Raw genomic sequence first — 22,551 nt, 5'->3', positions numbered from 1 at the left:
CGATGCGTTAAGCGTTTAATACAACCCTAACACTTTCCACCATGCGAGGCCGACTGTCAAAAAGACCGCCTGATTAAAGAGGCTGATAATAAATCCCGTTCGCCACCAGACGCCCGTCGGTACATAGCCGGCGCCAAAAAGAATGGGGCCGCGTGCGTGGGTATACTGCGTAAGAGAGCAGTACAGGCTGCTGGTAAACGCCAGCATAAGCGCCATCGGCGCTGCCGGTATATTCAGATGCAGACCGACACCCAGAAATACCGCATACAGCGCGGCGATTTGTGCGTTGCCGCTGGCGAAAAAATAGTGGGTATAAAAATAGGCTGCGTTAAGCAGCAGCAGGATGATTATCCAACTGGTTCCATGCATCGTACTGCCGATGCTGTCGCCAATCAGGTTGCCAAACCAGCTGGTGAATCCTAGTTTCTTCAACTGGTTAGCCATCATCAGCAGCGCGGCAAACCAAATCAACGTATCCCAGGCGCCTTTTTCGCTTTTAACGTCTTCCCAGGTGAGCACGCCGCTCAGTAATAAAATCGAGAGACCGACAAAAGAGGCGGTCGTGGCATCCACGCCGAGCGAGCTGCCAAAAATCCATAGCACCAGCAACACGCCGACGGTCGCCAGCATCAGCCACTCGCCGCGCGTCATACTGCCCATTTGCGCCAGCTCTTTGCGCGCCAAATCCGGCGCATCCGGCGTATGTTTAATTTCCGGACGGGTCAGCCAGTAGACCAGCAGCGGGACGATAAGAAAAGAGACCAGGCAAGGCAGGAGAGCGGCGATAAACCAGCTTCCCCAGCTCAACGTAACGCCGGCGTTCGCCGCCAGTTTTACCGCCAGCAGGTTACCCGTATAACCGGTCATAAACAGTGCGGCGGTGACGTCGTTAACATTGCCAATACAGGTGATCAGAAAGGTGCCGATTTTGCTGCGAGACTCATCTTCCGGATGTGAATCAAAGCTGCGCGCCAGCGAGTCGGCGATCGGGTAAATCACGCCGCCGCAGCGCGCGGTGTTACTGGGCATCGCGGGGGAGAGGATCAGATCGGCAAACGCCAGGCCATAAGCCAGGCCCAGCGTTCGTTTACCTAACAGACGGATCATTTGTAGGGCGATACGCCGACCCAGCCCGGTTTTGATAAACCCACGGGCAATCATAAAGGCGACGACGATAAGCCAGATCAACGAACTGTTAAGCTCGCTCAAGGCCGTGGTAATCGCGCCGCTGGCCGTTTTGTCGCCGGCAGCATAGGCGAGCGCAAAGACGGTGATGCCGATAATACCGACCGCGCCAATAGGCAGCACTTTCGCCACGATAGAGGCGATCGTCGCGACAAAAATAATCGCGGAATGCCAGGCCGGCGCGCTTAACCCGGAAGGGGGCGTTAGCTGCCACAGTCCGGCGGCGATAACCAGAATAAGAATAAATGGGAGCCATTTGACGCCCTGAGATTTTTTTTCCGCCACAATCACACATCCATAAATATTTTATATACATTAAGTAAATTGATAATAATCATGAATAAATATTCACAAAATCAGAATAATTCTGCGCTTGTGTGTGGGGGAAATATACTGTTAAATGCGCGTAATTGTTTCTTAATATTTCGAAATGAAAAAAAGCCCGACGACATCGTCGGGCATGGCGTGCGATAAATCCGGCTTAACCGCCGAACTGATCCGGATCGGGGCCGAGGCGTTTTCCTTGATCCAGTTTTGCGATCTCGCCTAATTCATCTTTATCGAGACGGAAATCCCAGACAGCAAAGTTTTCCGCGATACGGGAAGGGGTGACGGATTTCGGAATGACGACCAGCCCGCAGTCCAGATGCCAGCGAATAACAATCTGGGCGGGCGTTTTGCCGTATTTATCCGCCAGTTCGCGAATCACTTTCTGATCGAATACGCCTTCACCGCCCTGCGCCAGTGGGCTCCAGGACTCGGTCTGGATTTTATGCGTCGCATTCCACGCATGTAGCTGGCGCTGTTGCATCAAGGGGTGAAGCTCGATCTGGTTGATCACAGGGGTAACGCCGGTTTCATCGATCAGACGCTGGAGGTGATGGATCTGAAAGTTACAGACCCCGATACTCTTTACCAGCCCCTCTTTTTGCAGCGCGATCATGCCTTTCCAGGCGTCGACATAGTGATCGATAGCCGGTACGGGCCAGTGCATCAGATAGAGATCGAGATAATCAAGCTGCAGTTTTTTCAGACTCTCCTGCAGGGCTTCGCGGGGACGTTTTTGATCGTCATTCCACAACTTGGTGGTGATAAACAGCTCTTCCCGCGCCACGCTCGCTGCTTTTAGCGCTTTGCCGACGCCTTCTTCATTCTGATATGCTGTGGCGGTATCAATCGATCGATAGCCCACCTCCAGCGCTTTATGAATCGCCGCGATCACCTCTTCATTGCTTGCTTTCCAGACTCCCAGCCCAAGTTGTGGCATTACGTTGCCATCCTGTAGCCTGATAATGGTTGGATTAGCCATGATGTGTTCCTCTTTTAATTGGCTCGCCGGAGTCGGGTCCGGCGAGGCTAAGTGGCTTAAGTCTGGACGAAATGGCCAAAAACGAAAGTCAGAGGCGAAAAAACCTTAGCGCGCCGCTTCATAAATCCGACGGCTGACATCCAGCGTAATATCCTGATTTTCACCTAAATTTGTGCATCCATGCGCCTCAAGTTTAGCCAGTAGCGCCGGAATAGTGCTGCCATCCAGACCGTAATCGGACAGACGGGTAGGCACGCCCATCTGTTCAAAGAAACGGCGGGTGGCGGCAATGGCGGCATCAATACGCTCGTCGTCGGAACCGTCGGTGATATTCCATACACGTTCAGCATATTGCAGGAGTTTTGCACGTTTAACGTCTCGTTTTTCGTTCCATAGCGCAGGCAGAATGATAGCCAGCGTCTGGGCATGATCGAGACCGTGCATCGCGGTAAGCTCGTGGCCCAGCATATGCGTCGCCCAGTCCTGCGGAACCCCAGCGCCAATCAGGCCATTTAACGCCTGAGTAGCGGCCCACATCACGTTAGCGCGGACGTCATAGTTTTCAGGCTCTTGCAGCGCTTTGGGACCTTCTTCGATCAGTGTGAGTAAAATGCCTTCGGCGAAACGATCCTGAATTTTGCCGTTAACCGGGTAAGTGACGTACTGCTCAACGGTATGGACGAAAGCATCCACGACGCCGTTCGCAACCTGGCGCGGCGGCAATGTATAGGTGTAGACCGGGTCCAGTACGGCAAACACCGGTTGCACGAACGAGGAGTGGAAGGCCTGTTTGTCGCCAGTGGTTTTACGGGAAATGACTGCGCCGGCGTTCGATTCTGAGCCGGTTGCCGGTAGGGTCAGCACAGACCCCATCGGGATTGCGCTACGAATCTCAGTACCGCCGGTTTCCAGAATGTGCCACGGATCGACGCCGTTCGTATACTGCGCCGCTGCGGCGATAAATTTGGTGCCGTCCAGTACGGAACCGCCGCCAACGGCCAGCAGGAAGGTAATATTTTCGTCGCGCACAAGCTGCACGGCCTTCATCAGCGTTTCATAGGACGGGTTCGGTTCAATACCGCCAAACTCCCGAACATCCAGTCCTTTTAACGCTTCCTGAACTTGCGCCAGTACGCCGGTCTTTTTCACGCTACCGCCGCCATAGGTAATCAGCACGCGGGCGCCCTGCGGGATCTGATCGCGAAGATCGACGATAGCGCCTTTACCAAACAGAATGCGGGTAGGGGTATGTAATTTGAAATTGTTCATTGCTCATTCCCTTATGTGGGTAAAAAGAGGGCAGGCGGCTGTCTGCCTGATGGTCATCATTGTGGTCTTGTGAGGGATGTCTCTCAATGCACATTTCTGCCAATGTTTTGCCTATTTCTCCAGAATGCTGGAGAAAATCGCTAAAAATGCGCACAATCCAGCGGAGTGGATTTGATGAAAAAATGGCGCGTTATGAATCGTGAAGCAATTTGCTTACAGTTGGCGGATAAAATTAATCATTTAAAAAATAATGATAAAATAATCAGCGAGCGGCTGGCGGGCATTCGTCTGTTGTATGGTGTTGAACCGGGGCCGCGCACGCCGGTCATGTATCAGCCTGGCATCATATTTCTCTTTTCCGGCCATAAAATTGGCTATATTAACAAGCGCAAGTTTCGTTATGACGCTAATGAATATCTCTTACTGACCGTGCCGCTCCCTTTTGAATGCGAGACCTGGGCGACGCCGGAGGTACCGCTGGCCGGTATTCGGCTCGATATTGATGTGCTGCAACTGCAAGAGTTGCTCATGGACATTGGCGAAGATGAGCGTTTCCAGTTGCCGATGGCGGCCAGTGGGATTAACTCCGCCACGCTGTCGGACGAGATTTTATGTGCGGTGGAAAGATTGCTGGATGTGATGGAGCGCCCGCTGGATGCGCGGATTCTGGGAAAACAGATTATTCGCGAAATTCTTTATCATGTGCTGATGGGACCGCGCGGCGGGGCGCTGCTTGCACTGGTTAGTCGCCAGACGCACTTTAGCCTGATCAGTCGCGTACTTAAACAGATCGAAATGAAATACACCGAGAACCTGAATGTTGAGCAACTGGCGGCAGAAGCGAACATGAGCGTGTCGGCGTTTCACCATAATTTTAAGGCGGTCACCAGCACCTCGCCGTTGCAGTATTTAAAAAGCTACCGACTGCATAAAGCGCGGATGATGATGATTCACGACGGTATGAAGGCCAGCGCCGCGGCGATGCGGGTCGGATATGAGAGCGCATCGCAGTTTAGCCGGGAGTTTAAACGTTATTTTGGCGTTACGCCGGGCGAAGATGCGGCAAGAATGCGGACAATGCAAGGGAGCTAAGTGGGGCATCCCGCCACGGGTCAACGAAGCGTAACCGGGCCATCCTGGCCGATTATGGATACGTCAGGCGTTACAGTATTTCTTTTTAATCACCACGACCAGCGTACCTAACAGTCCGGCGACCAGTAGCGCGACGGGAAGGATCATTAAAAATGTCATTACCTGGTCTTCATGGCGCTTAACAAACGGGATCATACTGAGCGCGTAGCCGAAGCTGGTCACGACAGTCACCCACAGCAGGCCGCTTAACCAGTTAAAAAACTGAAACCGGCGGTTGGACAGGCCGGAAATACCCGCCATTGTTGGCAGCAGAGTGCGGACAAACGCCAGAAAGCGCCCGGCAAGCAACGCTAACAAACCGTGGCGGTCAAACATGCAGGTGGCGCGCTGATGATATTTTGCCGGAAGCTGCGCCAGCCAGCCTTTGACGGTACGCGTATTACCGAGCCAGCGTCCCTGGATATAACTTAGCCAGCAGCCGAGACTGGCCGCGGTGGTGAGAATGCCAATCGTCGGCAAAAAATGCATCACATCCTGGGCGATCAACGCGCCTGCCAGTAGCAGCAGACTATCGCCAGGTAAGAATGACGCTGGCAGCAGACCGTTTTCTAAAAATAGCGTGGCGAACATGACAAAGTAGACGACGCTAACAACATGTGGATTCGCCAGCGCGGCAAAATCATGTTGCCAGAGCGCAGCGATAATATCTTGAATGACAGCCATGAACTTTCCTGTGGAACAGCATTTATGCTTTTATTCGCCTATTGTACTCCTGAATCGTCCGGGATGCCTTGATCCCGGACGCAACAAACGCAGACTTTTCCACGGAAATTGTCTGCATATATGTCCATCCCCGGCAACTTTACACAATTCTGGCGAAGCCGGCGGCTAAATCAGCGATCAAATCATCAACACTCTCTAAACCAATATGCACCCGAACCAGCGTACCGGTAAAATCTACGCCGCCTGCGGGACGAATCGCGGCGATCTGTTCCGGCTGATTAGCAATAATCAGCGATTCGTAGCCTCCCCAGGAGTAGGCCATACTGAACAGCGAAAAGTTATCCAGATAGGCTGATAATTCTGCCTCGGTCAGCTTTTTATTGAGCACAAAGGAGAACAGACCGCTGCTGCCTGTAAAGTCTCGTTTCCAGAACGCATGACCTTTGCTACCCGGCAGGGCCGGATGATTAACGCGCGTGACCTGAGGATGGTTCGCCAGCCATGCGGCGATTTTGAGGCTGCTTTCTTGATGCTGGCGCAGTCGGACGCCGAGCGTGCGCAGCCCGCGGCTGGTCATATAAGCCGTGTCGGCGTCGAGCATTTGCCCCATCAGATAGGCGTTTTCCCGCAATTGTTCCCAGCAGCGCGCATTTGCAACGGCAGTCCCGACCATCGCATCAGAATGACCAATCAGATACTTAGTGCCCGCCTGGATAGAGATATCAATATCGAACTCCAGCGCTTTGAACAGAACGCCAGCCGCCCAGGTATTATCAATCATGATGACGGCTTCTGGCGCGACGCGTCTGACCGCACTGACAATGGTCGGAATATCATGTACTTCCATGGTAATAGAACCGGGGGATTCCAGAAAAACGACTTTCGTGTTCGGCTGAATATGTTGCGTGATATCAGCGCCGATGAGCGGGTCGAACCAGCTTGTCGTCACGCCCAGTTTGCCGAGAATTTTGCTGCAGAAATCCTGGCTGGGTTCATAGGCTGTGTTGGTCATCAGGATGTGGTCGCCCTGCTCAACGAATGCCAGAATGGTGTTGGCGACCGCCGCCGCGCCGCACGGGAAGAGCGCGCATCCGGCGCCGCCTTCCAGTTCACACATGGCTTCCTGGAGTGAAAAGTGGGTCAGCGTTCCCCGGCGTCCGTAAAATAATTCGCCGTTGGCGCGATTGCGGGTAGCGTGTTTTTTGGCCTCGACGGTGTCAAACACCAGTGAAGAAGCGCGTTGAATCACACTATTCACTGAGCCAAGCGTGTATTTTTTGCTGCGTCCTGCGTTTACCAGTTTGGTATCCAACTGTTTATCCGTCATGTTGCGTTTCCTGATTTTAACCGTCTGGATGTCTAAACTAGCATGAATATAACCATCTGCACCCTGGCGACGTGTGATACAGATGAAAATTTTGCCAAAATAAAAACAGGTGGCTTTTTTAATGCGTAAGCGCAAAGAAAAAGCAGTAAAGGTGCGGCAGTATGTAAATAGTAATGAGAACGACTATCAATTCGACGTTGTTTTGATATTATTATGCTCAGATTTTGTGATTTGCGTCCTGGAGATACAGAGTGGGTAATAATTTGATGCAGACGGATCTTTCCGTCTGGGGCATGTATCAGCACGCCGATATTGTCGTGAAGTGCGTGATGATTGGTTTGATTCTGGCGTCAGTCGTCACCTGGGCTATCTTCTTCAGTAAAAGCGTTGAATTTTTCACGCAAAAGCGCCGCTTAAAGCGCGAACAACTGCAATTAGCCGATGCGCGCTCTTTAGATCAGGCTTCCGACATTGCGGCAGGTTTCAGCACAAAAAGCCTCAGCGCACAGCTCATCAATGAAGCGCAGAATGAACTGGAACTCTCTCAGGGCAGCGAAGATAACGAAGGGATTAAAGAACGTACCGGCTTCCGTCTGGAACGTCGCGTCGCAGCGGTGGGCCGCTACATGGGACGAGGCAACGGTTATCTGGCGACGATCGGTGCCATTTCCCCCTTCGTCGGGTTGTTTGGCACCGTATGGGGCATTATGAATAGCTTCATCGGTATTGCGCAAACGCAGACCACCAACCTGGCGGTGGTTGCTCCTGGTATTGCGGAAGCGCTGCTGGCGACGGCGATTGGGCTGGTAGCCGCGATCCCGGCGGTCGTCATTTACAACATCTTCGCACGTCAGATAGGCAGTTACAAAGCGACTCTGGGCGACGTGGCGGCGCAGGTATTGCTGCTGCAAAGCCGCGATCTCGATCTGAATGCGAGCGCCAGTGCGCAGCCGGTACGCGCCGCGCAGAAATTACGGGTAGGGTAATGCGTCATGGCAATGCGTCTTAACGAGAACCTGGATGACAACGGCGAAATGCATGAAATCAACGTGACGCCGTTTATCGATGTCATGTTGGTTCTGCTGATTATCTTTATGGTGGCTGCGCCGCTGGCGACGGTAGACGTCAAGGTGAATCTGCCCGCTTCTACCAGTACGCCACAGCCGCGTCCGGAAAAACCGGTTTATCTGTCGGTGAAAGCGGATAACACCATGTTTATCGGTAACGATCCGGTGACGGATGATACGATGATTGCCGAGCTAACGGCCCTGACGGAAGGGAAAAAGGATACTACGATTTTCTTCCGCGCGGATAAAACCGTAGAGTATGAAACCCTGATGAAAGTGATGGATATGCTGCATCAGGCGGGCTATCTCAAAATTGGTCTGGTCGGCGAAGAGACCGCGAAAGCGAAATAAGTATTCTGCTGACGCTGTAGGCCGGGTAAGGCGAAGTCGCCACCCGGCTTTTTTATTGCCTAAAGTGGCGCCTTGCTTAACAGAATTGCGCCACCTTAATCGACTTCATGCGTTAGCCTAAATGCTCCCCGCCGCACACGCCGTGCACTTCTGCGGTAACGTAACTGGATTCCTGGCTTGCCAGATAGACATACACCGGCGCCAGCTCTGCCGGTTGGCCGGCCCGCTTCATTGGCGTCTGCTGACCAAACTGCGGAATTTTATCCTGGGTTTGGCCGCCGGAAATTTGCAGCGCTGTCCAGATAGGGCCAGGCGCGACAATATTCACACGAATTCCTTTTTCCGCCACCTGTTTCGCCAGGCCACGGCTGTAATTGAGGATTGCCGCCTTGGTTGCCGCATAATCCAGCAGGTGCGGACTGGGCTGATACGCCTGGATAGACGACGTCGTGATAATACTGGCGCCTTTTGGCAGCAGCGGAATCACTTCCTGGGTTATCCAGAACAGGGCAAAAACGTTAACGGCGAAGGTTTGCTGAAATTGCTCGCTGGTCAGATCTTTTATCTCCGGGATTGCCGTTTGTTTACCGGCTACCAGCGCCAGAATGTCCAGCCCGCCCAGCGCTTCACGCGCCTTATGGACCAGCGAACGGGCGAAAGATTCGTCGCTAAGATCGCCTGGCAATAACACCGCTTTACGGCCGCACTCCTCAATCAGCGCTTTAACCTGCTGGGCGTCCTCTTCTTCCGCTGGCAGATAGTTGATCGCGACATCTGCGCCTTCACGCGCGTAAGCGATAGCGGCAGCGCGCCCAATCCCGGAGTCGCCCCCTGTCACCAGCGCCTTACGATCTTTAAGGCGACCACTGCCGACATAACTTTTTTCACCACAGTCAGGAACAGGCGTCATTTTCGCCTGGACGCCGGGCGCCGGCTGTTTTTGCTTAGGATACTCGCCGGTGTAATACTGCGTGGTAGGGTCGTATAGATGAGACATTGAGCTTCTCCCTTCAGGTTGAACACCCTTTAAGCGTAGACACTTTTACTACCGTAAGAGGGAGAATCAGAACGATCCTTATGCTTCGCCCGTATTCACAACAGAGTTAACTAGCCATGAAGGTTATTTTTCTTGCCGTGCGACGGTGGTGACGTTGCGCGTCCGGTAGTCGCCATCGGAAAGCTTACGCATCAGACGTAAGGTTGCCGTCTCGCGAGCCAGCAGATGCTGCCAGTCACTTTCAAGACGAGACATAATTTTGTCTCGTAATTCAGGATGCTGCTCGATAATGGCATTGATGGTCGCGCCATAAATCTCCTCTTTGACCTGTAACGCATACATCTCCCGTCGGTTTTGCCACTTCAGGCGTACTAACGCCGCCGGTATGGATACCACCTCCTGAGTTACCTTTTCCAGGGTGGCATTTTTACTGGCGATTAGCGCTGCAAGATTTTGCTTTAAGATAAATTCATCACTTTTATGGTTGTCTAAAGCCAAATAAACGTTATTGTCTTCAACTTCTTTCATCTTTATCTTCCAGTGAATAAAATAGCGGCATATTGGTTTCGCGAGTGATTAAATTAAGCCAAATGGCATTACCTTTTTCATTTATCATTGCGGTTTTATCCGCCAGTATTTTACTTAGCGTTTGGGCATCAATATCGCCTTCTGCCTGTAGTGCGTTTATCAGGCGGGCAAACGTTTCAATTTTAGCCACACAATACAGACGTTCTTTAATATGACGGTCGCGTTCTTCAAATAATACGTTTCTGTGTTGCCCGGTTGCGTTAGCGCAAATTAAAATATCGGGCTCGTAATCGCTGAGTTTTGTCTTTCCCTGAGGCAAATTTTTACTGTTTTCTGTGGCTTCAGGGGGCGGCGATGACAGGCGAAAATGAGAGGAAACCAGATGCTCAGGAAGCATGACTAAATATCCTTTACGATCAGTGGTATACTATTTTTAATAGTGTAGGTTTCGTTGACAATAACATGGCGTAATTTTAAAATCAAAAAAAATGGAGCCTGCTATGAACAGTATTTTTTATTCTGTTATTATATTGCTATTACTGACCGGCGCGATACTCTTCCTGATGTGGGAGGTTAATAAAAAACGTCCTGGTGGAAAAATCGTAAATTTAAATCAAACTGAACCCATGACAAAGGAAGAGGGCGAAGATCATTTCTCAGTATTAATGAATTCGATAACGCCGGTATGGTACTGGCGCGTTAACCATGAATATATCGATTTCCTTCATGCAACGATAAAACGAATGACAATGACTGAGTTGAATGAAACGCCTGGATTATTTGACGCACAGCGTCGTTGCAGCGACCTTAACTCTGCCGTTTATAAGTATTACGACAATATTAAGAAGCGTTGTCTGAACGGAGAAAAGGTGCCGTATTCGGATTTGGACGTCCTTAATTTACGCCAGTGTTTTCGCGAGTTCAGTCTTGAAGCCTACCCGGCATTGGTCGCGCTGGTATGGCCGGAATATCAGCGCCCGCAGGTTAACCCGGATGAGATTTAGAGCCTATCCCATTAGGGCTATTTTACTTGCCATTTTGGACCTGGGCAGTGCTCGCCAAAACGCGTTAGCGTTTTGAACGCCGCTAGCGGCGGCCCGAAGGGCGAGCGTAGCGAGTCAAACCTCACGTACTACGTGTACGCTCCGGTTTTTGCGCGCTGTCCGTGTCCAAACTGGCTGCGCCAATAACGCCTGGTGGGATAGGCTCTTAACTGGCATGTTGATCTGATGTTGCATGGTTGAGATATACTGTTGCTGGTTTTAGTTACCTGACAGGTCCCTATGGAACGCTTTCTTGAAAATGTAATGTATGCGTCTCGCTGGCTGCTCGCGCCGGTGTATTTTGGCCTCTCTTTGGCGCTGATCGCTTTAGCGCTAAAATTTTTCCAGGAAATTCTACACGTTCTGCCGAACGTTTTTGCCCTGGCGGAGGCCGATCTGATCCTGGTGCTGTTATCGCTGGTTGATATGACGCTGGTTGGCGGATTGCTGGTAATGGTCATGTTCTCCGGGTATGAGAATTTTGTCTCTCAGCTGGATATCTCTGCGGGCAAGGAGAAGCTGAACTGGCTGGGGAAAATGGATGCGACGTCGCTAAAAAATAAGGTGGCGGCATCAATAGTCGCTATCTCTTCCATTCACCTGTTACGCGTGTTTATGGACGCGAAAAACGTCCCGGATAACAAATTAATGTGGTATGTCATCATCCATCTGACCTTTGTCCTGTCGGCGTTTGTGATGGGCTATCTGGACAGATTGACGCGGCATAACCATTGAGCCGCCGTCCACGGCGGGGCAGTCGGGCAAAGGATGCTGAGCCCGGCTGTAAAACAGCGCTTCTTTAACGGTGGATAACCGTCTCCCTGCAGCCTTACGCAATATTTTTACTACATCTATTCATTTACTCAGTAATAACACTGAAAGATTTTCTCTGCGTTCACAGATATATAACATCTGCGGGTACGTAAACGGCGATAACTGTAAAAAAATGGAGAATGCATTATATATTCTCCGCGCCTTGCCGATAACGAGAGTGCGTCATCGTCTGATGACTAATCTCTTATATTCAGCAAGGAAATTCATATGCGTTTGCTGCAAAACTTTACTATTCGTATGGTCATGCTGACGATACTGGGACTTTTTTGTCTACTCTGGTCGGGGGTGGGGTTATACAGCGTCCATGCTTTATCCGAAGTTTCGGAAGGAAATGATATTGACCGGCATCTTGTGCGGCAAATGACGGTGCTAAGCCAGGGTAACGATCAATATTTCCGCTTTGTTACCCGCCTTAGCCGCGCGATGGATGTAAAAATCGGCGGCGGCACGCCCGATTTTGCGCCCGCCCGGCAGTCGCTCGAGAATATGCGTCAGAAGCTGGAGGAGATGAAAGCGCTATCGCCAGGGCCGATGAACCCTGATATCTCAAGGGAGGTGTTGTCCAACTGGCAGGCCTTGCTGGAGAAAGGCGTCGTTCCTCAAATGCAACTGGCGCAGCAAGGATCGCTGACCGCCTGGAGCGAACATGCCAGTACGGTCACGCCCGCACTCAGTCGCGCGTTCGGCGCCAGCGCGGAACGGTTTAGTCATGAAGCTGGCGCCATGCTGGATAACACACGTGTGATGGTCGATGGTAAAACCTATACCATCCGCATCCTGCTTATCACGGCGGTGATTCTGGGCATTGCTATCCTGATTTTTACCGATCGCTATCTGGTTGCAATGATGGTGAAACCGCTGGAGCGCATCCGTCAGCAGTTTCAGCGCATCGCGCAAGGCGATCTTAGCCAGCCGATTGAAGCGTTGGGGCGTAACTGCGTAGGCCGGTTGGTGCCGCTACTACGCGCGATGCAGGACAGTTTACGCGAAGCCGTGAGTACGATCCGCGCCGGAAGCGACAATATCTGGCGCGGCGCGACGGAAATTTCTACCGGTAATAACGATCTCTCTTCCCGAACGGAAGAACAGGCCGCTGCGCTGGAAGAGACGGCCGCCAGCATGGAACAGCTTACCGCAACGGTGAAAATGAACGCCGAACACGCCCGCCAGGCGAGTCAGCTTGCGGATGCCGCCTCGCTAACGGCAGGAAAAGGCGGTGAACTGGTTTCCGATGTGGTAGAAACAATGAACGGTATTTCCGCCAGTTCGCAGCAGATCGCCGAAATTACTACCGTGATTAATAGTATTGCTTTCCAGACCAATATTCTGGCCTTGAACGCAGCGGTAGAAGCGGCCAGAGCGGGCGAGCAGGGACGCGGCTTCGCGGTGGTCGCCGGTGAGGTACGTAACCTGGCCAGCCGCAGCGCGGGGGCGGCGAAAGAAATTGAAGCCTTAATTGGCGAATCGGTACGTCGCGTAGCGCAAGGCGCGCAGTTGGTCCAGGAGACCGGCGCGACGATGGACGCCATCCTGCGCGGCGTCACGGAAGTGACGACGATTATGAAACAGATCGCGTCCGCCTCCGAAGAGCAGAGTAAAGGTATCTCTCAGGTTGGCGTGGCGATCACGCAAATGGATAGCGTTACGCAACAAAACGCCGCGCTGGTTGAGCAGGTTTCCGCGGCGGCGGCGGCGCTGGAACGGCAGACGGAGGATTTGCAACGCTCCGTACAGCAGTTCCGGCTTTCCGCTAGTGAGCCGCAACAACGCGTAACGGCGAAAGCGGCGCCTGGCGTTCAGAGAATGGCGTCGACTCCCGCACAGTCTACTGATGAATGGGTTGCCTTCTGATGTGAAGCAAAAAAGCGCGTAATGCGCTGGCCTTCATTTAATTAGTCGCTATATAATTTATTATATAGCGACTAAGGAGGTCAGATGAATAATCATTTTGGGAAAGGGTTAATGGCCGGGTTGCACGCGCCATATGCATATAGCGCGCATCATGCGGTGAATTTCTGTTCTGAGTATAAACGTGGCTTTGTATTGGGTTTTACACACCGTATGTTCGAAAAGACCGGCGATCGTCAACTTAGCGCGTGGGAGGCTGGAATTCTGACGCGTCGCTATGGTCTGGATAAAGAAATGGTGATGGATTTCTTTAAAGAGAATCATTCCGGGATGGCGGTTCGCTTCTTTATGGCCGGTTATCGACTCGAAGGTTGATCCAACAGGGGTATTATCTTGCTTTAATTAATTACACTATCGCCTCTTCCCTTCGTTTTACTGTTCCGTCGAAGTATTATGGCGCACATAACCATAAAAAAAGTGTGGTAAATGGCGTACCGATCGCAATAACTTCTTCGCGAACAGTGCAAAATAAAAGCCAGGTCTTCGTAACGGAATAACTATAAAATGACTGGAGATAATACTCTCATCACTTCTCACGGCATTAACCGTCGTGATTTCATGAAGCTTTGTGCAGCACTGGCCGCTACTATGGGGCTCAGTAGCAAAGCCGCCGCAGAAATGGCAGAATCGGTATCCAATCCACAGCGTCCGCCCGTTATCTGGATTGGCGCTCAGGAGTGTACCGGTTGTACCGAATCACTGCTTCGTGCTACACACCCAACCGTTGAAAACCTCGTTCTGGAGACTATCTCTCTGGAATACCACGAGGTACTTTCCGCCGCATTCGGTCACCAGGTCGAAGAAAACAAACATAACGCTCTGGAGAAGTATAAAGGGCAATATGTTCTGGTGGTGGATGGTTCTATCCCACTAAAAGATAACGGTATCTACTGCATGGTTGCCGGCGAGCCGATCGTGGATCACATCCGCAAAGCCGCTGATGGCGCAGCCGCGATTATCGCTATCGGTTCCTGCTCGGCATGGGGCGGCGTTGCTGCGGCTGGCGTAAACCCAACCGGCGCTGTCAGTCTGCAGGAAGTCTTACCGGGCAAAACGGTTATCAATATTCCAGGTTGTCCGCCAAACCCGCATAACTTCCTGGCGACCGTCGCGCATATCATCACTTACGGCACGCCGCCGAAGCTAGATGCGAAAAATCGTCCAACCTTTGCCTATGGCCGTCTGATTCATGAGCATTGCGAACGTCGTCCACACTTCGACGCAGGCCGTTTTGCCAAAGAATTTGGCGACGAAGGCCACCGTCAGGGCTGGTGTCTCTACCATCTTGGCTGTAAAGGGCCGGAAACCTGGGGCAACTGTTCTACGTTACAGTTCTGTGACGTTGGCGGCGTCTGGCCAGTGGCGATCGGTCATCCTTGCTATGGCTGTAACGAAGAAGGTATCGGCTTCCATAAGGGCATTCACCAGCTTGCTCATGTCGAAAACCAAACTCCGCGTTCAGAGAAACCTGACGTCAATATGAAAGAAGGTGGCAATATCTCTGCGGGCGCTGTCGGTCTGCTTGGCGGCGTAGTCGGTCTGGTTGCCGGCGTCAGCGTGATGGCGGTACGTGAACTGGGGCGTCAGCAAAAGAAAGATAACGCTGACTCACGGGGAGAATAACCGTGAACAGACGTGACTTTATTAAAGCAGCCTCCGGTGGAGCATTGCTGTTGGGCGCCGCGCCGTCTGTCAGCCATGCGGCTGCAGAAAACCGTCCGCCGATTCCAGGTTCGCTGGGTATGCTGTATGACTCCACTCTGTGCGTGGGCTGTCAGGCCTGCGTCACAAAGTGTCAGGATATCAACTTCCCGGCGCGTAACCCGGAAGGGGAGCAGACCTGGTCGAACAACGACAAGCTGTCGCCGTATACCAATAACATTATTCAGGTATGGCGTAGCGGTACGGGCGTGAACAAAGATCAGGAAGAGAACGGCTATGCCTACATCAAGAAACAGTGTATGCACTGCGTCGATCCTAACTGCGTTTCCGTTTGCCCGGTGTCGGCGCTGAAAAAAGATCCGAAAACCGGCATCGTCCACTATGACAAAGATGTCTGCACCGGCTGCCGTTACTGTATGGTTGCCTGCCCGTACAACGTACCTAAGTACGACTACAACAACCCGTTTGGCGCGCTTCACAAGTGTGAGTTGTGTAACCAGAAAGGCGTTGAGCGTCTGGATAAAGGCGGTTTGCCTGGGTGTGTGGAAGTTTGTCCGGCAGGGGCCGTCATTTTCGGTACTCGTGAAGAGCTGATGGCGGAAGCGAAAAAACGTCTGGCCCTCAAACCAGGCAGTGAATATCACTATCCGCGCCAGACGTTGAAAACGGACGACACCTATCTGCATACGGTGCCTAAATACTACCCACACCTCTACGGTGAAAAAGAGGGCGGTGGTACTCAGGTGCTGGTGCTGACAGGCGTTCCTTATGAAGATTTGGATCTGCCGAAGCTGGATGACCTTTCAACCGGAGCGCGCTCCGAGCATGTTCAACACACGCTTTATAAAGGCATGATACTACCCCTGGCTGCGCTGGCGGGCTTAACCGTGCTGGTTCGTCGTAATAGCAAAAACGACCATCACGATGGAGGAGACGATCATGAGTCATGATCCAAAACCGCTGGGCGGAAAAATCATCAGTAAACCGGTCATTATTTTTGGACCGTTAATCGTCCTGTGTATGCTCCTTATCGTGAAGCGTCTGGTCTTCGGGTTGGGCTCCGTTTCCGACCTGAACGGCGGTTTCCCGTGGGGCGTCTGGATTGCCTTTGACCTGTTGATCGGCACCGGCTTTGCCTGCGGCGGTTGGGCGTTGGCATGGGCGGTGTATGTCTTTAACCGTGGGCAATACCATCCGTTGGTGCGCCCGGCGTTGCTGGCAAGCTTGTTTGGTTACTCGCTGGGCGGCCTGTCGATCACTATCGACGTCGGTCGTTACTGGAACCTGCCGTACTTCTACATTCCAGGTCACTTCAACGTGAACTCGGTACTGTTTGAGACGGCGGTCTGTATGACCATCTACATCGGCGTGATGGCGCTGGAGTTTGCGCCTGCCCTGTTTGAACGTCTGGGCTGGAAAGTGTCGCTCAAGCGTCTGAATAAGGTGATGTTCTTTATTATCGCGCTGGGCGCGCTGCTGCCGACGATGCACCAGTCCTCAATGGGGTCATTGATGATCTCGGCGGGCTATAAAGTGCATCCGCTATGGCAAAGCTATGAAATGCTGCCGCTGTTCTCGGTTCTGACCGCGTTTATCATGGGCTTCTCCATTGTCATATTTGAGGGGTCGCTGGTTCAGGCAGGCCTGAAAGGAAACGGTCCGGATGAGAAAAATTTGTTTGTTAAGCTGACGAATACCATCAGCGTGCTGCTGGCGATTTTCGTCGTCCTGCGCTTTGGCGAACTGATTTATCGCGACAAGCTGTCCTATGCGTTTGCCGGCGATTTTTACTCCGCTATGTTCTGGATTGAAGTCGTCCTGATGGTCTTCCCGTTAGTGGTGCTGCGTGTGGCGAAACTGCGTAATGACTCTCGTATGCTGTACCTGTCGGCGCTGAGCGCGCTGTTGGGCTGCGCGACGTGGCGTCTGACCTATTCGCTGGTGGCATTCAACCCGGGTGGCGGCTACCACTACTTCCCAACCTGGGAAGAATTGTTGATTTCTATTGGTTTTGTGGCTATTGAGATTTGTGCATACATCGTACTCATTCGTCTACTGCCGATACTTCCTCCTTTAAAACAAAACGATCATAATCGTCATGAGGCGAGCAAAGCATGAGCCAGAGAATTACTATTGATCCGGTAACCCGTATTGAGGGTCATTTACGCATTGACTGCGAAATTGAGAACGGCGTCGTATCCAAAGCATGGGCGTCCGGCACCATGTGGCGCGGTATGGAAGAGATCGTGAAGAACCGCGATCCGCGCGATGCGTGGATGATTGTGCAGCGTATTTGCGGCGTTTGTACGACAACTCACGCGATCTCCTCCGTTCGTGCGGCGGAAAGCGCGCTGAATATTGATGTTCCCGTCAACGCGCAGTATATCCGTAATATTATTCTGGCGGCGCATACCACCCATGACCACATTGTCCATTTCTACCAGCTCTCTGCTCTGGACTGGGTGGACATTACCTCTGCGCTGAAAGCCGATCCGGAAAAAGCTTCTGCGATGCTGGATGGCGTGTCGAGCTGGCACCTGAACAGCGCGCAAGAGTTCACGAAAGTTCAGAACAAGATCAAGGATCTTGTCGCCAGCGGTCAGTTAGGTATTTTCGCCAATGGCTACTGGGGGCACCCGGCAATGCAGTTACCGCCGGAGGTCAACCTGATTGCGGTCGCCCACTATCTGCAGGCGCTGGAATGTCAGCGTGACGCTAACCGCGTGGTGGCGTTGCTGGGCGGTAAATCGCCGCATATCCAGAACCTGGCGGTCGGTGGGGTGGCGAACCCGATCAATCTCGACAGCATCGGTACGTTGAACCTCGAACGCCTGATGTACATCAAATCGTTTATCGATAAGCTGAGCGATTTTGTCGAGCAGGTGTATAAAGTGGATACCGCAGTCATCGCGGCCTACTATCCGGAATGGCTGGAGCGCGGCAAAGGCGCGGTGAACTACCTGAGCGCGCCGGAATTCCCGACCGACGGTAAAAACGGCAGTTTCCTGTTCCCGGGCGGTTACATTACCAATGCCGATCTGTCGACATACCGTCCGATCACCTCTCACTCCGACGAATTCCTGATTAAAGGTATTCAGGAGAGCGCGAAGCACGCCTGGTATAAAGATGAAGCGCCGCAGGCGCCGTGGGAAGGCACCACGATCCCGGCTTACGACGGTTGGTCGGATGACGGTAAATACTCATGGGTCAAGTCGCCGACATTCTACGGCAAAACCGTCGAAGTCGGGCCGCTGGCGAACATGCTGTGTAAACTGGCTGCAGGTCGTGAATCCACGCAGACCAAGCTCAATGAAATCATTGCGCTTTATCAGAAGCTGACCGGCAAAACGCTGGAAATGGCGCAACTTCACTCTACGCTGGGTCGTATCATCGGGCGTACCGTTCACTGTTGTGAACTGCAAAACATATTGCAGGATCAATACAACGCGCTGATTGTAAATATCGGCAAAGGCGATTACACCACGTTTGTGAAGCCGAACATTCCGGCGACGGGCGAGTTCAAAGGCGTGGGCTTCCTGGAGGCGCCGCGCGGTATGCTGTCTCACTGGATGGTGATTAAAGACGGCATTATCAGTAACTATCAGGCGGTGGTGCCATCGACCTGGAACTCAGGTCCGCGTAACTTCAACGATGACGTGGGGCCGTACGAACAGTCGCTGGTCGGTACGCCGATCGCCGATCCGGAGAAGCCGCTGGAAGTGGTACGTACCATCCACTCCTTCGACCCTTGCATGGCGTGCGCGGTACACGTGGTGGACGCCGATGGCAATGAAGTGGTCTCGGTGAAGGTTTTGTAATGCGGATATTAGTCTTAGGGGTCGGCAATATTTTGCTGACCGATGAAGCCATCGGGGTGCGTATTGTTGAAGCGTTAGAGCAACGATACACCCTGCCGGATTTCGTTGAGATTCTGGATGGCGGTACGGCGGGAATGGAACTTCTTGGCGATATGGCGAATCGTGATCATTTGATCATTGCCGACGCCATCGTGTCGAAAAAGAACGCGCCGGGAACCATTATGGTACTGCGCGACGATGAAGTTCCGGCGCTGTTCACCAACAAAATCTCCCCCCATCAGCTTGGACTGGCCGACGTATTGTCGGCCCTCCGCTTTACCGGCGAGTTTCCGAAGAAACTGACCCTGGTTGGCGTTATTCCACAGTCGCTGGAACCGCACATCGGCTTAACGCCAACCGTCGAGGCGATGATTGAGCCTGCGCTTGAGCAGGTTCTTGCTGCGCTGCGTGAGTCCGGCGTCGAAGCAATTCCTAAGGAGACGGCGCATGTCTGAAACGTTTTCCGGATTCGACACGGCGCCCGTCGCCCGGGTTCAGGCGGCGTTTGAAGAGATAGCCCATCGTTCGATGCACGATCTTTCGTTTCTGCATCCGACTATGCCTGTGCATGTCTCTGATTTTACGTTGTTTGAAGGACAATGGACGGGCACGGTAATTACGCCGTGGATGTTAAGCGCATTAATCTTCCCTGGCCCGGACCAGATCTGGCCCGGGCGTACCGTCGGTGAAAAACTCGGTCTGCAACTGCCTTATGGCACGATGACCTTTACCGTTGGCGAACTGGAAGGCGTTTCGCAATATCTTGCCTGCTCGTTGATGTCGCCGCTTTCCCGTAGCCTGTCGCCGGAAGAGGGCGTCCGGCTGGCGGATGACTGCGCGCGGATGCTGTTATCCCTGCCGGTAAGCAATCCTGATGCGCCGCAGACAAGCCGGCGTGCGTTGCTGTTTGGCCGTCGGAACTGTGAGAATGCATGAGCTGTCTCTTTGCCAAAGCGCCGTTGAAATTATTCAGCAGCAGGCAGAACAGCACGGCGTGGCGCGCGTCACCGGCGTATGGCTGGAGATAGGCGCGCTTTCGTGCGTTGAAGAGCGCGCGGTTCGTTTCAGCTTTGATATCGCCTGCCAGGGGACTTTAGCGCAAGGGTGCGAATTGCACATCGACTACAGACCGGCCCAGGCCTGGTGCTGGGATTGCAGTCAGGTGGTGGAAATTCTCAGGCATGACGCGCAATGTCCGCATTGTCATGGCGATCGCCTGCGGGTGGATACCGGCGATTCGTTGAAAGTAAAAAGTATTGAGGTCGAATAACCCGCATTTTATTTCAGGTGGTTAATTATGTGTATTGGCGTCCCCGGTCAGGTGCTGGCCGTCGGAGATGATATTCACCAGCTTGCGCAGGTGGAAGTGTGTGGCATCAAACGTGATGTCAATATTGCTCTGATTTGTGAAGGTAAGCCAGCCGATCTGATAGGGCAATGGGTATTGGTACACGTTGGTTTTGCGATGAGCATCATTGACGAAGACGAAGCGAAAGCCACGTTAGATGCGCTGCGCCGCATGGAGTACGACATCACCAGCGCGTGATCCCTTAATCACCTCTATTATATCGCTCTATAATCGTTGTATAATTATTTATATATCGATTATGGGGCGAAACCTATGAATAAATTTTTGCGCCAGCTCTCTCTGCTGGCGTTGCTTTTTTGCTGGCCGTTAATGTCACAGGCGGCGCGTACTTTTACCGATCAACTTGGCCGCCAGGTCACGGTTCCCGATACCGTCGACAGAGTGGTGGTGCTCCAGCATCAAACGCTCAATCTCCTTGTACAGATGAATGCCACTGACAAAATCGTTGGGGTCATGGCGAACTGGAAACAGCAATTAGGCGACGGCTATGCGCGTCTGGCGCCGGAACTGGCGCAAAAAGCCTCGCTGGGCGATCTAACGCACGTTGATCCTGAAAAACTGGTGGCGCTGCGCCCGCAGGTGGTGTTTGTCACGAATTACGCTCCGCAGGAGATGATCGACAAGATCAGCCGTCTTGGCATTCCGGTGGTGGCGATTTCGCTGCGCCATGATGTTGCTGGCGAGCAGGCTAAAATGAACCCGACCCTGGCCGATGAAGAGCAGGCTTATAATCGCGGGCTGCGTGAAGGAATAACGCTGATTGGCGATATCGTCAATAAACCGCAGGAGGCGAAAGCGCTGATTGAGGCGATGGATAAAGGTCGCAAGATGGTCAGCGACCGTTTGCAGTCGGTTCCTGAAAATGAGCGGGTTCGCGCCTATATGGCGAATCCGGAGTTGACCACCTACGGTTCCGGTAAATATACCGGTCTGATGATGGCCCATGCGGGGGCGCTGAATGTAGCGGCATCCTCGGTGAAAGGCTTTAAGCAGGTGACAATGGAGCAGGTGATCGCCTGGGATCCACAGGTGATCTTTGTCCAGAATCGCTATCCGAAGGTCGTCAATGAGATCCTGCACAATCCCCAGTGGCAGGTCATTGACGCGGTGAAGCATCATCGGGTTTACCTGATGCCGGATTATGCCAAAGCCTGGGGATATCCGATGCCGGAGGCGGTGGGAATCGGCGAACTGTGGATGGCGAAAAAACTCTATCCGGAAAAATTCCACGATATTGACATGCAAAAGGCCGCTAACGACTGGTATCAACGTTTTTACCGTACTGACTATCAGGGCGTACAGTGATGCGAATACTGGCTGCGGGGAGCTTGCGTGTCGTCTGGCCGCAGCTAATGGCGGCGTTTCAGGCGGATGCGGTATGTGATTTCGGTCCGGCGGGGTTGTTACGTGAACGCATCGAAGCGGGCGAAGCGTGCGACTTTTTTGCTTCGGCGAACCTGGCGCATCCGCAGGCGCTGCTGGAAAGCGGGCGGGCGCTGCGGGTCGCGCCTTTTACGACGAACCGTTTGTGTCTGAGCGTGCGGGCACAGGCGATGCGTGAAGGCGAGGACTGGCTGTCGCTATTAACCCGGCGGGATCTGCGGATCGGCACCTCAACAGCAGGTTGCGATCCTTCCGGCGATTATACGCAGCAGCTTTTTTCGCGGATGGGCAAGGAGGGCGAAGCGGTCCGAAAACGCGCGGTAGCGCTGGTTGGCGGCAGGCAGACTTTGTCGTTACCGGCGGGCCGGTTGGCGGCGGAATGGCTCATCAATCATGATTACACCGATATCTTTATCGGCTATGCCAGCTATGCTCCCAGGCTACGGCAGGTTAATTCGCTGCGAGTGGTTGATATCCCGGAACCTTATAATCCCGTGGCTGAATATGGCTTTGCCTGCCTGAGCGAGCAGGGAAAAACGCTTGCCGACTTTTTACTATCAGCACGGGCGAGGTCGATTCTCATGCAACATGGGTTTAGTGAAGCGCCGCATATGACACGCTCGCAGAACTGATAAGCGAAGCGTCAG

General features: G+C 52.8%; 24 protein-coding genes and 1 pseudogene. 17 read left to right on the top strand and 8 right to left on the bottom strand.

Annotated features, from left to right (window positions below; translation table 11 throughout):
• Positions 1-15 precede the first annotated feature (15 nt).
• From ABVM99_RS06475 to yqhD, 3 genes and pseudogenes are all read right to left on the bottom strand, one after another.
• A pseudogene (locus ABVM99_RS06475) lies at positions 16-1,501 on the bottom strand (DASS family sodium-coupled anion symporter).
• 165 nt (positions 1,502-1,666) lie between these two features.
• Positions 1,667-2,494 carry a 2,5-didehydrogluconate reductase DkgA gene (gene dkgA, locus ABVM99_RS06470; RefSeq protein WP_000013100.1) on the bottom strand — a complete coding sequence of 276 codons (828 nt, stop codon included), beginning with the start codon at positions 2,492-2,494 and terminating at the stop codon, positions 1,667-1,669.
• Between the two features lie 105 nt (positions 2,495-2,599).
• Positions 2,600-3,763 carry an alcohol dehydrogenase gene (gene yqhD / locus ABVM99_RS06465; RefSeq protein ID WP_023194508.1) on the bottom strand — a complete coding sequence of 388 codons (1,164 nt, stop codon included), beginning with the start codon at positions 3,761-3,763 and terminating at the stop codon, positions 2,600-2,602.
• A gap of 192 nt (positions 3,764-3,955) precedes the next feature.
• Here yqhD and ABVM99_RS06460 point away from each other — a divergent pair, with 192 nt between their 5' ends.
• Positions 3,956-4,855, top strand: a complete 900-nt coding sequence (locus ABVM99_RS06460) for an AraC family transcriptional regulator (protein WP_001078198.1) — start codon at positions 3,956-3,958, stop codon at positions 4,853-4,855.
• Between the two features lie 63 nt (positions 4,856-4,918).
• Here the strand turns inward: ABVM99_RS06460 and yghB are convergent, their stop codons facing one another.
• Together yghB and metC are read right to left on the bottom strand one after the other, a co-directional pair.
• On the bottom strand, positions 4,919-5,578 hold the full coding sequence (gene yghB, locus ABVM99_RS06455; RefSeq protein WP_000268444.1) for a DedA family general envelope maintenance protein YghB: 660 nt from the start codon (positions 5,576-5,578) through the stop codon (positions 4,919-4,921).
• 139 nt (positions 5,579-5,717) lie between these two features.
• A complete protein-coding gene (metC, locus tag ABVM99_RS06450; RefSeq protein WP_023194507.1) occupies positions 5,718-6,905 on the bottom strand; it encodes a cystathionine beta-lyase in 1,188 nt (395 codons plus the stop codon).
• Positions 6,906-7,156: 251 nt separating this feature from the next.
• On the opposite strand from metC, the gene exbB reads away from it, so the two are divergent.
• Positions 7,157-7,891, top strand: a complete 735-nt coding sequence (gene exbB, locus ABVM99_RS06445; protein WP_052938329.1) for a tol-pal system-associated acyl-CoA thioesterase — start codon at positions 7,157-7,159, stop codon at positions 7,889-7,891.
• Between the two features lie 6 nt (positions 7,892-7,897).
• Complete coding sequence (exbD, locus tag ABVM99_RS06440) at positions 7,898-8,323, top strand: TonB system transport protein ExbD (protein WP_001251476.1); 426 nt, start codon at positions 7,898-7,900, stop codon at positions 8,321-8,323.
• Positions 8,324-8,435: 112 nt separating this feature from the next.
• On the opposite strand, the gene ABVM99_RS06435 is transcribed toward exbD, so the two are convergent.
• From ABVM99_RS06435 to ABVM99_RS06425, 3 genes are all read right to left on the bottom strand, one after another.
• Positions 8,436-9,320: an SDR family oxidoreductase gene (locus ABVM99_RS06435; protein WP_023194505.1), complete on the bottom strand. Its 885-nt coding sequence runs from the start codon at positions 9,318-9,320 to the stop codon at positions 8,436-8,438.
• A gap of 123 nt (positions 9,321-9,443) precedes the next feature.
• Positions 9,444-9,848 (bottom strand): hypothetical protein, encoded by a 405-nt coding sequence (locus ABVM99_RS06430; protein ID WP_000665656.1) that lies wholly within the window; start codon positions 9,846-9,848, stop codon positions 9,444-9,446.
• A complete protein-coding gene (locus ABVM99_RS06425) occupies positions 9,835-10,245 on the bottom strand; it encodes a hypothetical protein (RefSeq protein WP_000936449.1) in 411 nt (136 codons plus the stop codon). The genes ABVM99_RS06430 and ABVM99_RS06425 overlap by 14 nt, the downstream gene beginning before the upstream one ends.
• A 103-nt stretch (positions 10,246-10,348) precedes the next feature.
• On the opposite strand from ABVM99_RS06425, the gene ABVM99_RS06420 reads away from it, so the two are divergent.
• The 14 genes from ABVM99_RS06420 (at position 10,349) to ABVM99_RS06355 (ending at position 22,536) form a co-directional block, all read left to right on the top strand.
• On the top strand, positions 10,349-10,852 hold the full coding sequence (locus ABVM99_RS06420) for an ESA_00282 family adhesion-associated protein (protein WP_001519110.1): 504 nt from the start codon (positions 10,349-10,351) through the stop codon (positions 10,850-10,852).
• Between the two features lie 279 nt (positions 10,853-11,131).
• Positions 11,132-11,626 carry a TIGR00645 family protein gene (locus ABVM99_RS06415; RefSeq protein WP_000439335.1) on the top strand — a complete coding sequence of 165 codons (495 nt, stop codon included), beginning with the start codon at positions 11,132-11,134 and terminating at the stop codon, positions 11,624-11,626.
• A 306-nt stretch (positions 11,627-11,932) separates the two neighbouring features.
• Complete coding sequence (locus ABVM99_RS06410) at positions 11,933-13,576, top strand: methyl-accepting chemotaxis protein (RefSeq protein WP_021000782.1); 1,644 nt, start codon at positions 11,933-11,935, stop codon at positions 13,574-13,576.
• An 84-nt stretch (positions 13,577-13,660) separates the two neighbouring features.
• Positions 13,661-13,948, top strand: a complete 288-nt coding sequence (locus tag ABVM99_RS06405; RefSeq protein ID WP_001059119.1) for a DUF2623 family protein — start codon at positions 13,661-13,663, stop codon at positions 13,946-13,948.
• A 189-nt stretch (positions 13,949-14,137) separates the two neighbouring features.
• Positions 14,138-15,256, top strand: coding sequence for a hydrogenase 2 small subunit (gene hybO / locus ABVM99_RS06400; protein WP_000145429.1), 1,119 nt, complete (start codon positions 14,138-14,140; stop codon positions 15,254-15,256).
• Positions 15,257-15,258: 2 nt separating this feature from the next.
• Entirely contained in the window at positions 15,259-16,245 is a 987-nt protein-coding gene (gene hybA, locus ABVM99_RS06395; RefSeq protein ID WP_001081721.1) for a hydrogenase 2 operon protein HybA, read from the top strand.
• On the top strand, positions 16,235-17,413 hold the full coding sequence (gene hybB, locus ABVM99_RS06390) for a Ni/Fe-hydrogenase cytochrome b subunit (protein ID WP_000017678.1): 1,179 nt from the start codon (positions 16,235-16,237) through the stop codon (positions 17,411-17,413). Before hybA ends, hybB begins: the two co-directional genes overlap by 11 nt.
• Positions 17,410-19,113, top strand: coding sequence for a hydrogenase 2 large subunit (hybC, locus tag ABVM99_RS06385; protein WP_023194450.1), 1,704 nt, complete (start codon positions 17,410-17,412; stop codon positions 19,111-19,113). The genes hybB and hybC overlap by 4 nt, the downstream gene beginning before the upstream one ends.
• Positions 19,113-19,607, top strand: coding sequence for a HyaD/HybD family hydrogenase maturation endopeptidase (locus ABVM99_RS06380; protein ID WP_001221960.1), 495 nt, complete (start codon positions 19,113-19,115; stop codon positions 19,605-19,607). Before hybC ends, ABVM99_RS06380 begins: the two co-directional genes overlap by 1 nt.
• Positions 19,600-20,088 carry a hydrogenase-2 assembly chaperone gene (gene hybE, locus ABVM99_RS06375; protein ID WP_023194451.1) on the top strand — a complete coding sequence of 163 codons (489 nt, stop codon included), beginning with the start codon at positions 19,600-19,602 and terminating at the stop codon, positions 20,086-20,088. The genes ABVM99_RS06380 and hybE overlap by 8 nt, the downstream gene beginning before the upstream one ends.
• The gene (gene hypA, locus ABVM99_RS06370) at positions 20,081-20,422 is read left to right on the top strand and encodes a hydrogenase maturation nickel metallochaperone HypA (protein ID WP_000544945.1); all 342 of its coding nucleotides are present in this window, start codon (positions 20,081-20,083) and stop codon (positions 20,420-20,422) included. Before hybE ends, hypA begins: the two co-directional genes overlap by 8 nt.
• A 27-nt stretch (positions 20,423-20,449) precedes the next feature.
• Positions 20,450-20,698 (top strand): hydrogenase maturation factor HybG, encoded by a 249-nt coding sequence (gene hybG, locus ABVM99_RS06365; RefSeq protein WP_000334887.1) that lies wholly within the window; start codon positions 20,450-20,452, stop codon positions 20,696-20,698.
• Positions 20,699-20,773: 75 nt separating this feature from the next.
• The gene (locus tag ABVM99_RS06360) at positions 20,774-21,826 is read left to right on the top strand and encodes an ABC transporter substrate-binding protein (protein WP_001032017.1); all 1,053 of its coding nucleotides are present in this window, start codon (positions 20,774-20,776) and stop codon (positions 21,824-21,826) included.
• Complete coding sequence (locus tag ABVM99_RS06355) at positions 21,826-22,536, top strand: molybdate ABC transporter substrate-binding protein (protein ID WP_001613763.1); 711 nt, start codon at positions 21,826-21,828, stop codon at positions 22,534-22,536. Before ABVM99_RS06360 ends, ABVM99_RS06355 begins: the two co-directional genes overlap by 1 nt.
• Positions 22,537-22,551 lie beyond the last annotated feature (15 nt).

Source organism: Salmonella sp. SJTUF15591, assembly GCF_043356435.1.
In the GTDB taxonomy this organism is placed as follows: Bacteria; Pseudomonadota; Gammaproteobacteria; order Enterobacterales; family Enterobacteriaceae; genus Salmonella; species Salmonella enterica.
This window is presented reverse-complemented; position numbering and strand designations above follow the sequence as displayed.

What these genes read in the sequence shown, in the direction of transcription:
- ABVM99_RS06430 (WP_000665656.1), bottom strand. Translation starts at nt 9,848, where the DNA reads ATGAAAGAAGTTGAAGACAATAACGTTTATTTGGCTTTAGACAACCAT.
- hybG (WP_000334887.1), top strand. Translation starts at nt 20,450, where the DNA reads ATGTGTATTGGCGTCCCCGGTCAGGTGCTGGCCGTCGGAGATGATATT.
- ABVM99_RS06460 (WP_001078198.1), top strand. Translation starts at nt 3,956, where the DNA reads ATGAATCGTGAAGCAATTTGCTTACAGTTGGCGGATAAAATTAATCAT.
- dkgA (WP_000013100.1), bottom strand. Translation starts at nt 2,494, where the DNA reads ATGGCTAATCCAACCATTATCAGGCTACAGGATGGCAACGTAATGCCA.
- ABVM99_RS06405 (WP_001059119.1), top strand. Translation starts at nt 13,661, where the DNA reads ATGAATAATCATTTTGGGAAAGGGTTAATGGCCGGGTTGCACGCGCCA.
- ABVM99_RS06380 (WP_001221960.1), top strand. Translation starts at nt 19,113, where the DNA reads ATGCGGATATTAGTCTTAGGGGTCGGCAATATTTTGCTGACCGATGAA.
- hypA (WP_000544945.1), top strand. Translation starts at nt 20,081, where the DNA reads ATGCATGAGCTGTCTCTTTGCCAAAGCGCCGTTGAAATTATTCAGCAG.
- yghB (WP_000268444.1), bottom strand. Translation starts at nt 5,578, where the DNA reads ATGGCTGTCATTCAAGATATTATCGCTGCGCTCTGGCAACATGATTTT.
- ABVM99_RS06425 (WP_000936449.1), bottom strand. Translation starts at nt 10,245, where the DNA reads ATGCTTCCTGAGCATCTGGTTTCCTCTCATTTTCGCCTGTCATCGCCG.
- hybC (WP_023194450.1), top strand. Translation starts at nt 17,410, where the DNA reads ATGAGCCAGAGAATTACTATTGATCCGGTAACCCGTATTGAGGGTCAT.
- ABVM99_RS06360 (WP_001032017.1), top strand. Translation starts at nt 20,774, where the DNA reads ATGAATAAATTTTTGCGCCAGCTCTCTCTGCTGGCGTTGCTTTTTTGC.
- ABVM99_RS06415 (WP_000439335.1), top strand. Translation starts at nt 11,132, where the DNA reads ATGGAACGCTTTCTTGAAAATGTAATGTATGCGTCTCGCTGGCTGCTC.
- hybO (WP_000145429.1), top strand. Translation starts at nt 14,138, where the DNA reads ATGACTGGAGATAATACTCTCATCACTTCTCACGGCATTAACCGTCGT.
- hybE (WP_023194451.1), top strand. Translation starts at nt 19,600, where the DNA reads ATGTCTGAAACGTTTTCCGGATTCGACACGGCGCCCGTCGCCCGGGTT.
- exbD (WP_001251476.1), top strand. Translation starts at nt 7,898, where the DNA reads ATGGCAATGCGTCTTAACGAGAACCTGGATGACAACGGCGAAATGCAT.
- ABVM99_RS06355 (WP_001613763.1), top strand. Translation starts at nt 21,826, where the DNA reads ATGCGAATACTGGCTGCGGGGAGCTTGCGTGTCGTCTGGCCGCAGCTA.
- metC (WP_023194507.1), bottom strand. Translation starts at nt 6,905, where the DNA reads ATGACGGATAAACAGTTGGATACCAAACTGGTAAACGCAGGACGCAGC.
- yqhD (WP_023194508.1), bottom strand. Translation starts at nt 3,763, where the DNA reads ATGAACAATTTCAAATTACATACCCCTACCCGCATTCTGTTTGGTAAA.
- ABVM99_RS06420 (WP_001519110.1), top strand. Translation starts at nt 10,349, where the DNA reads ATGAACAGTATTTTTTATTCTGTTATTATATTGCTATTACTGACCGGC.
- ABVM99_RS06435 (WP_023194505.1), bottom strand. Translation starts at nt 9,320, where the DNA reads ATGTCTCATCTATACGACCCTACCACGCAGTATTACACCGGCGAGTAT.
- hybB (WP_000017678.1), top strand. Translation starts at nt 16,235, where the DNA reads ATGAGTCATGATCCAAAACCGCTGGGCGGAAAAATCATCAGTAAACCG.
- ABVM99_RS06410 (WP_021000782.1), top strand. Translation starts at nt 11,933, where the DNA reads ATGCGTTTGCTGCAAAACTTTACTATTCGTATGGTCATGCTGACGATA.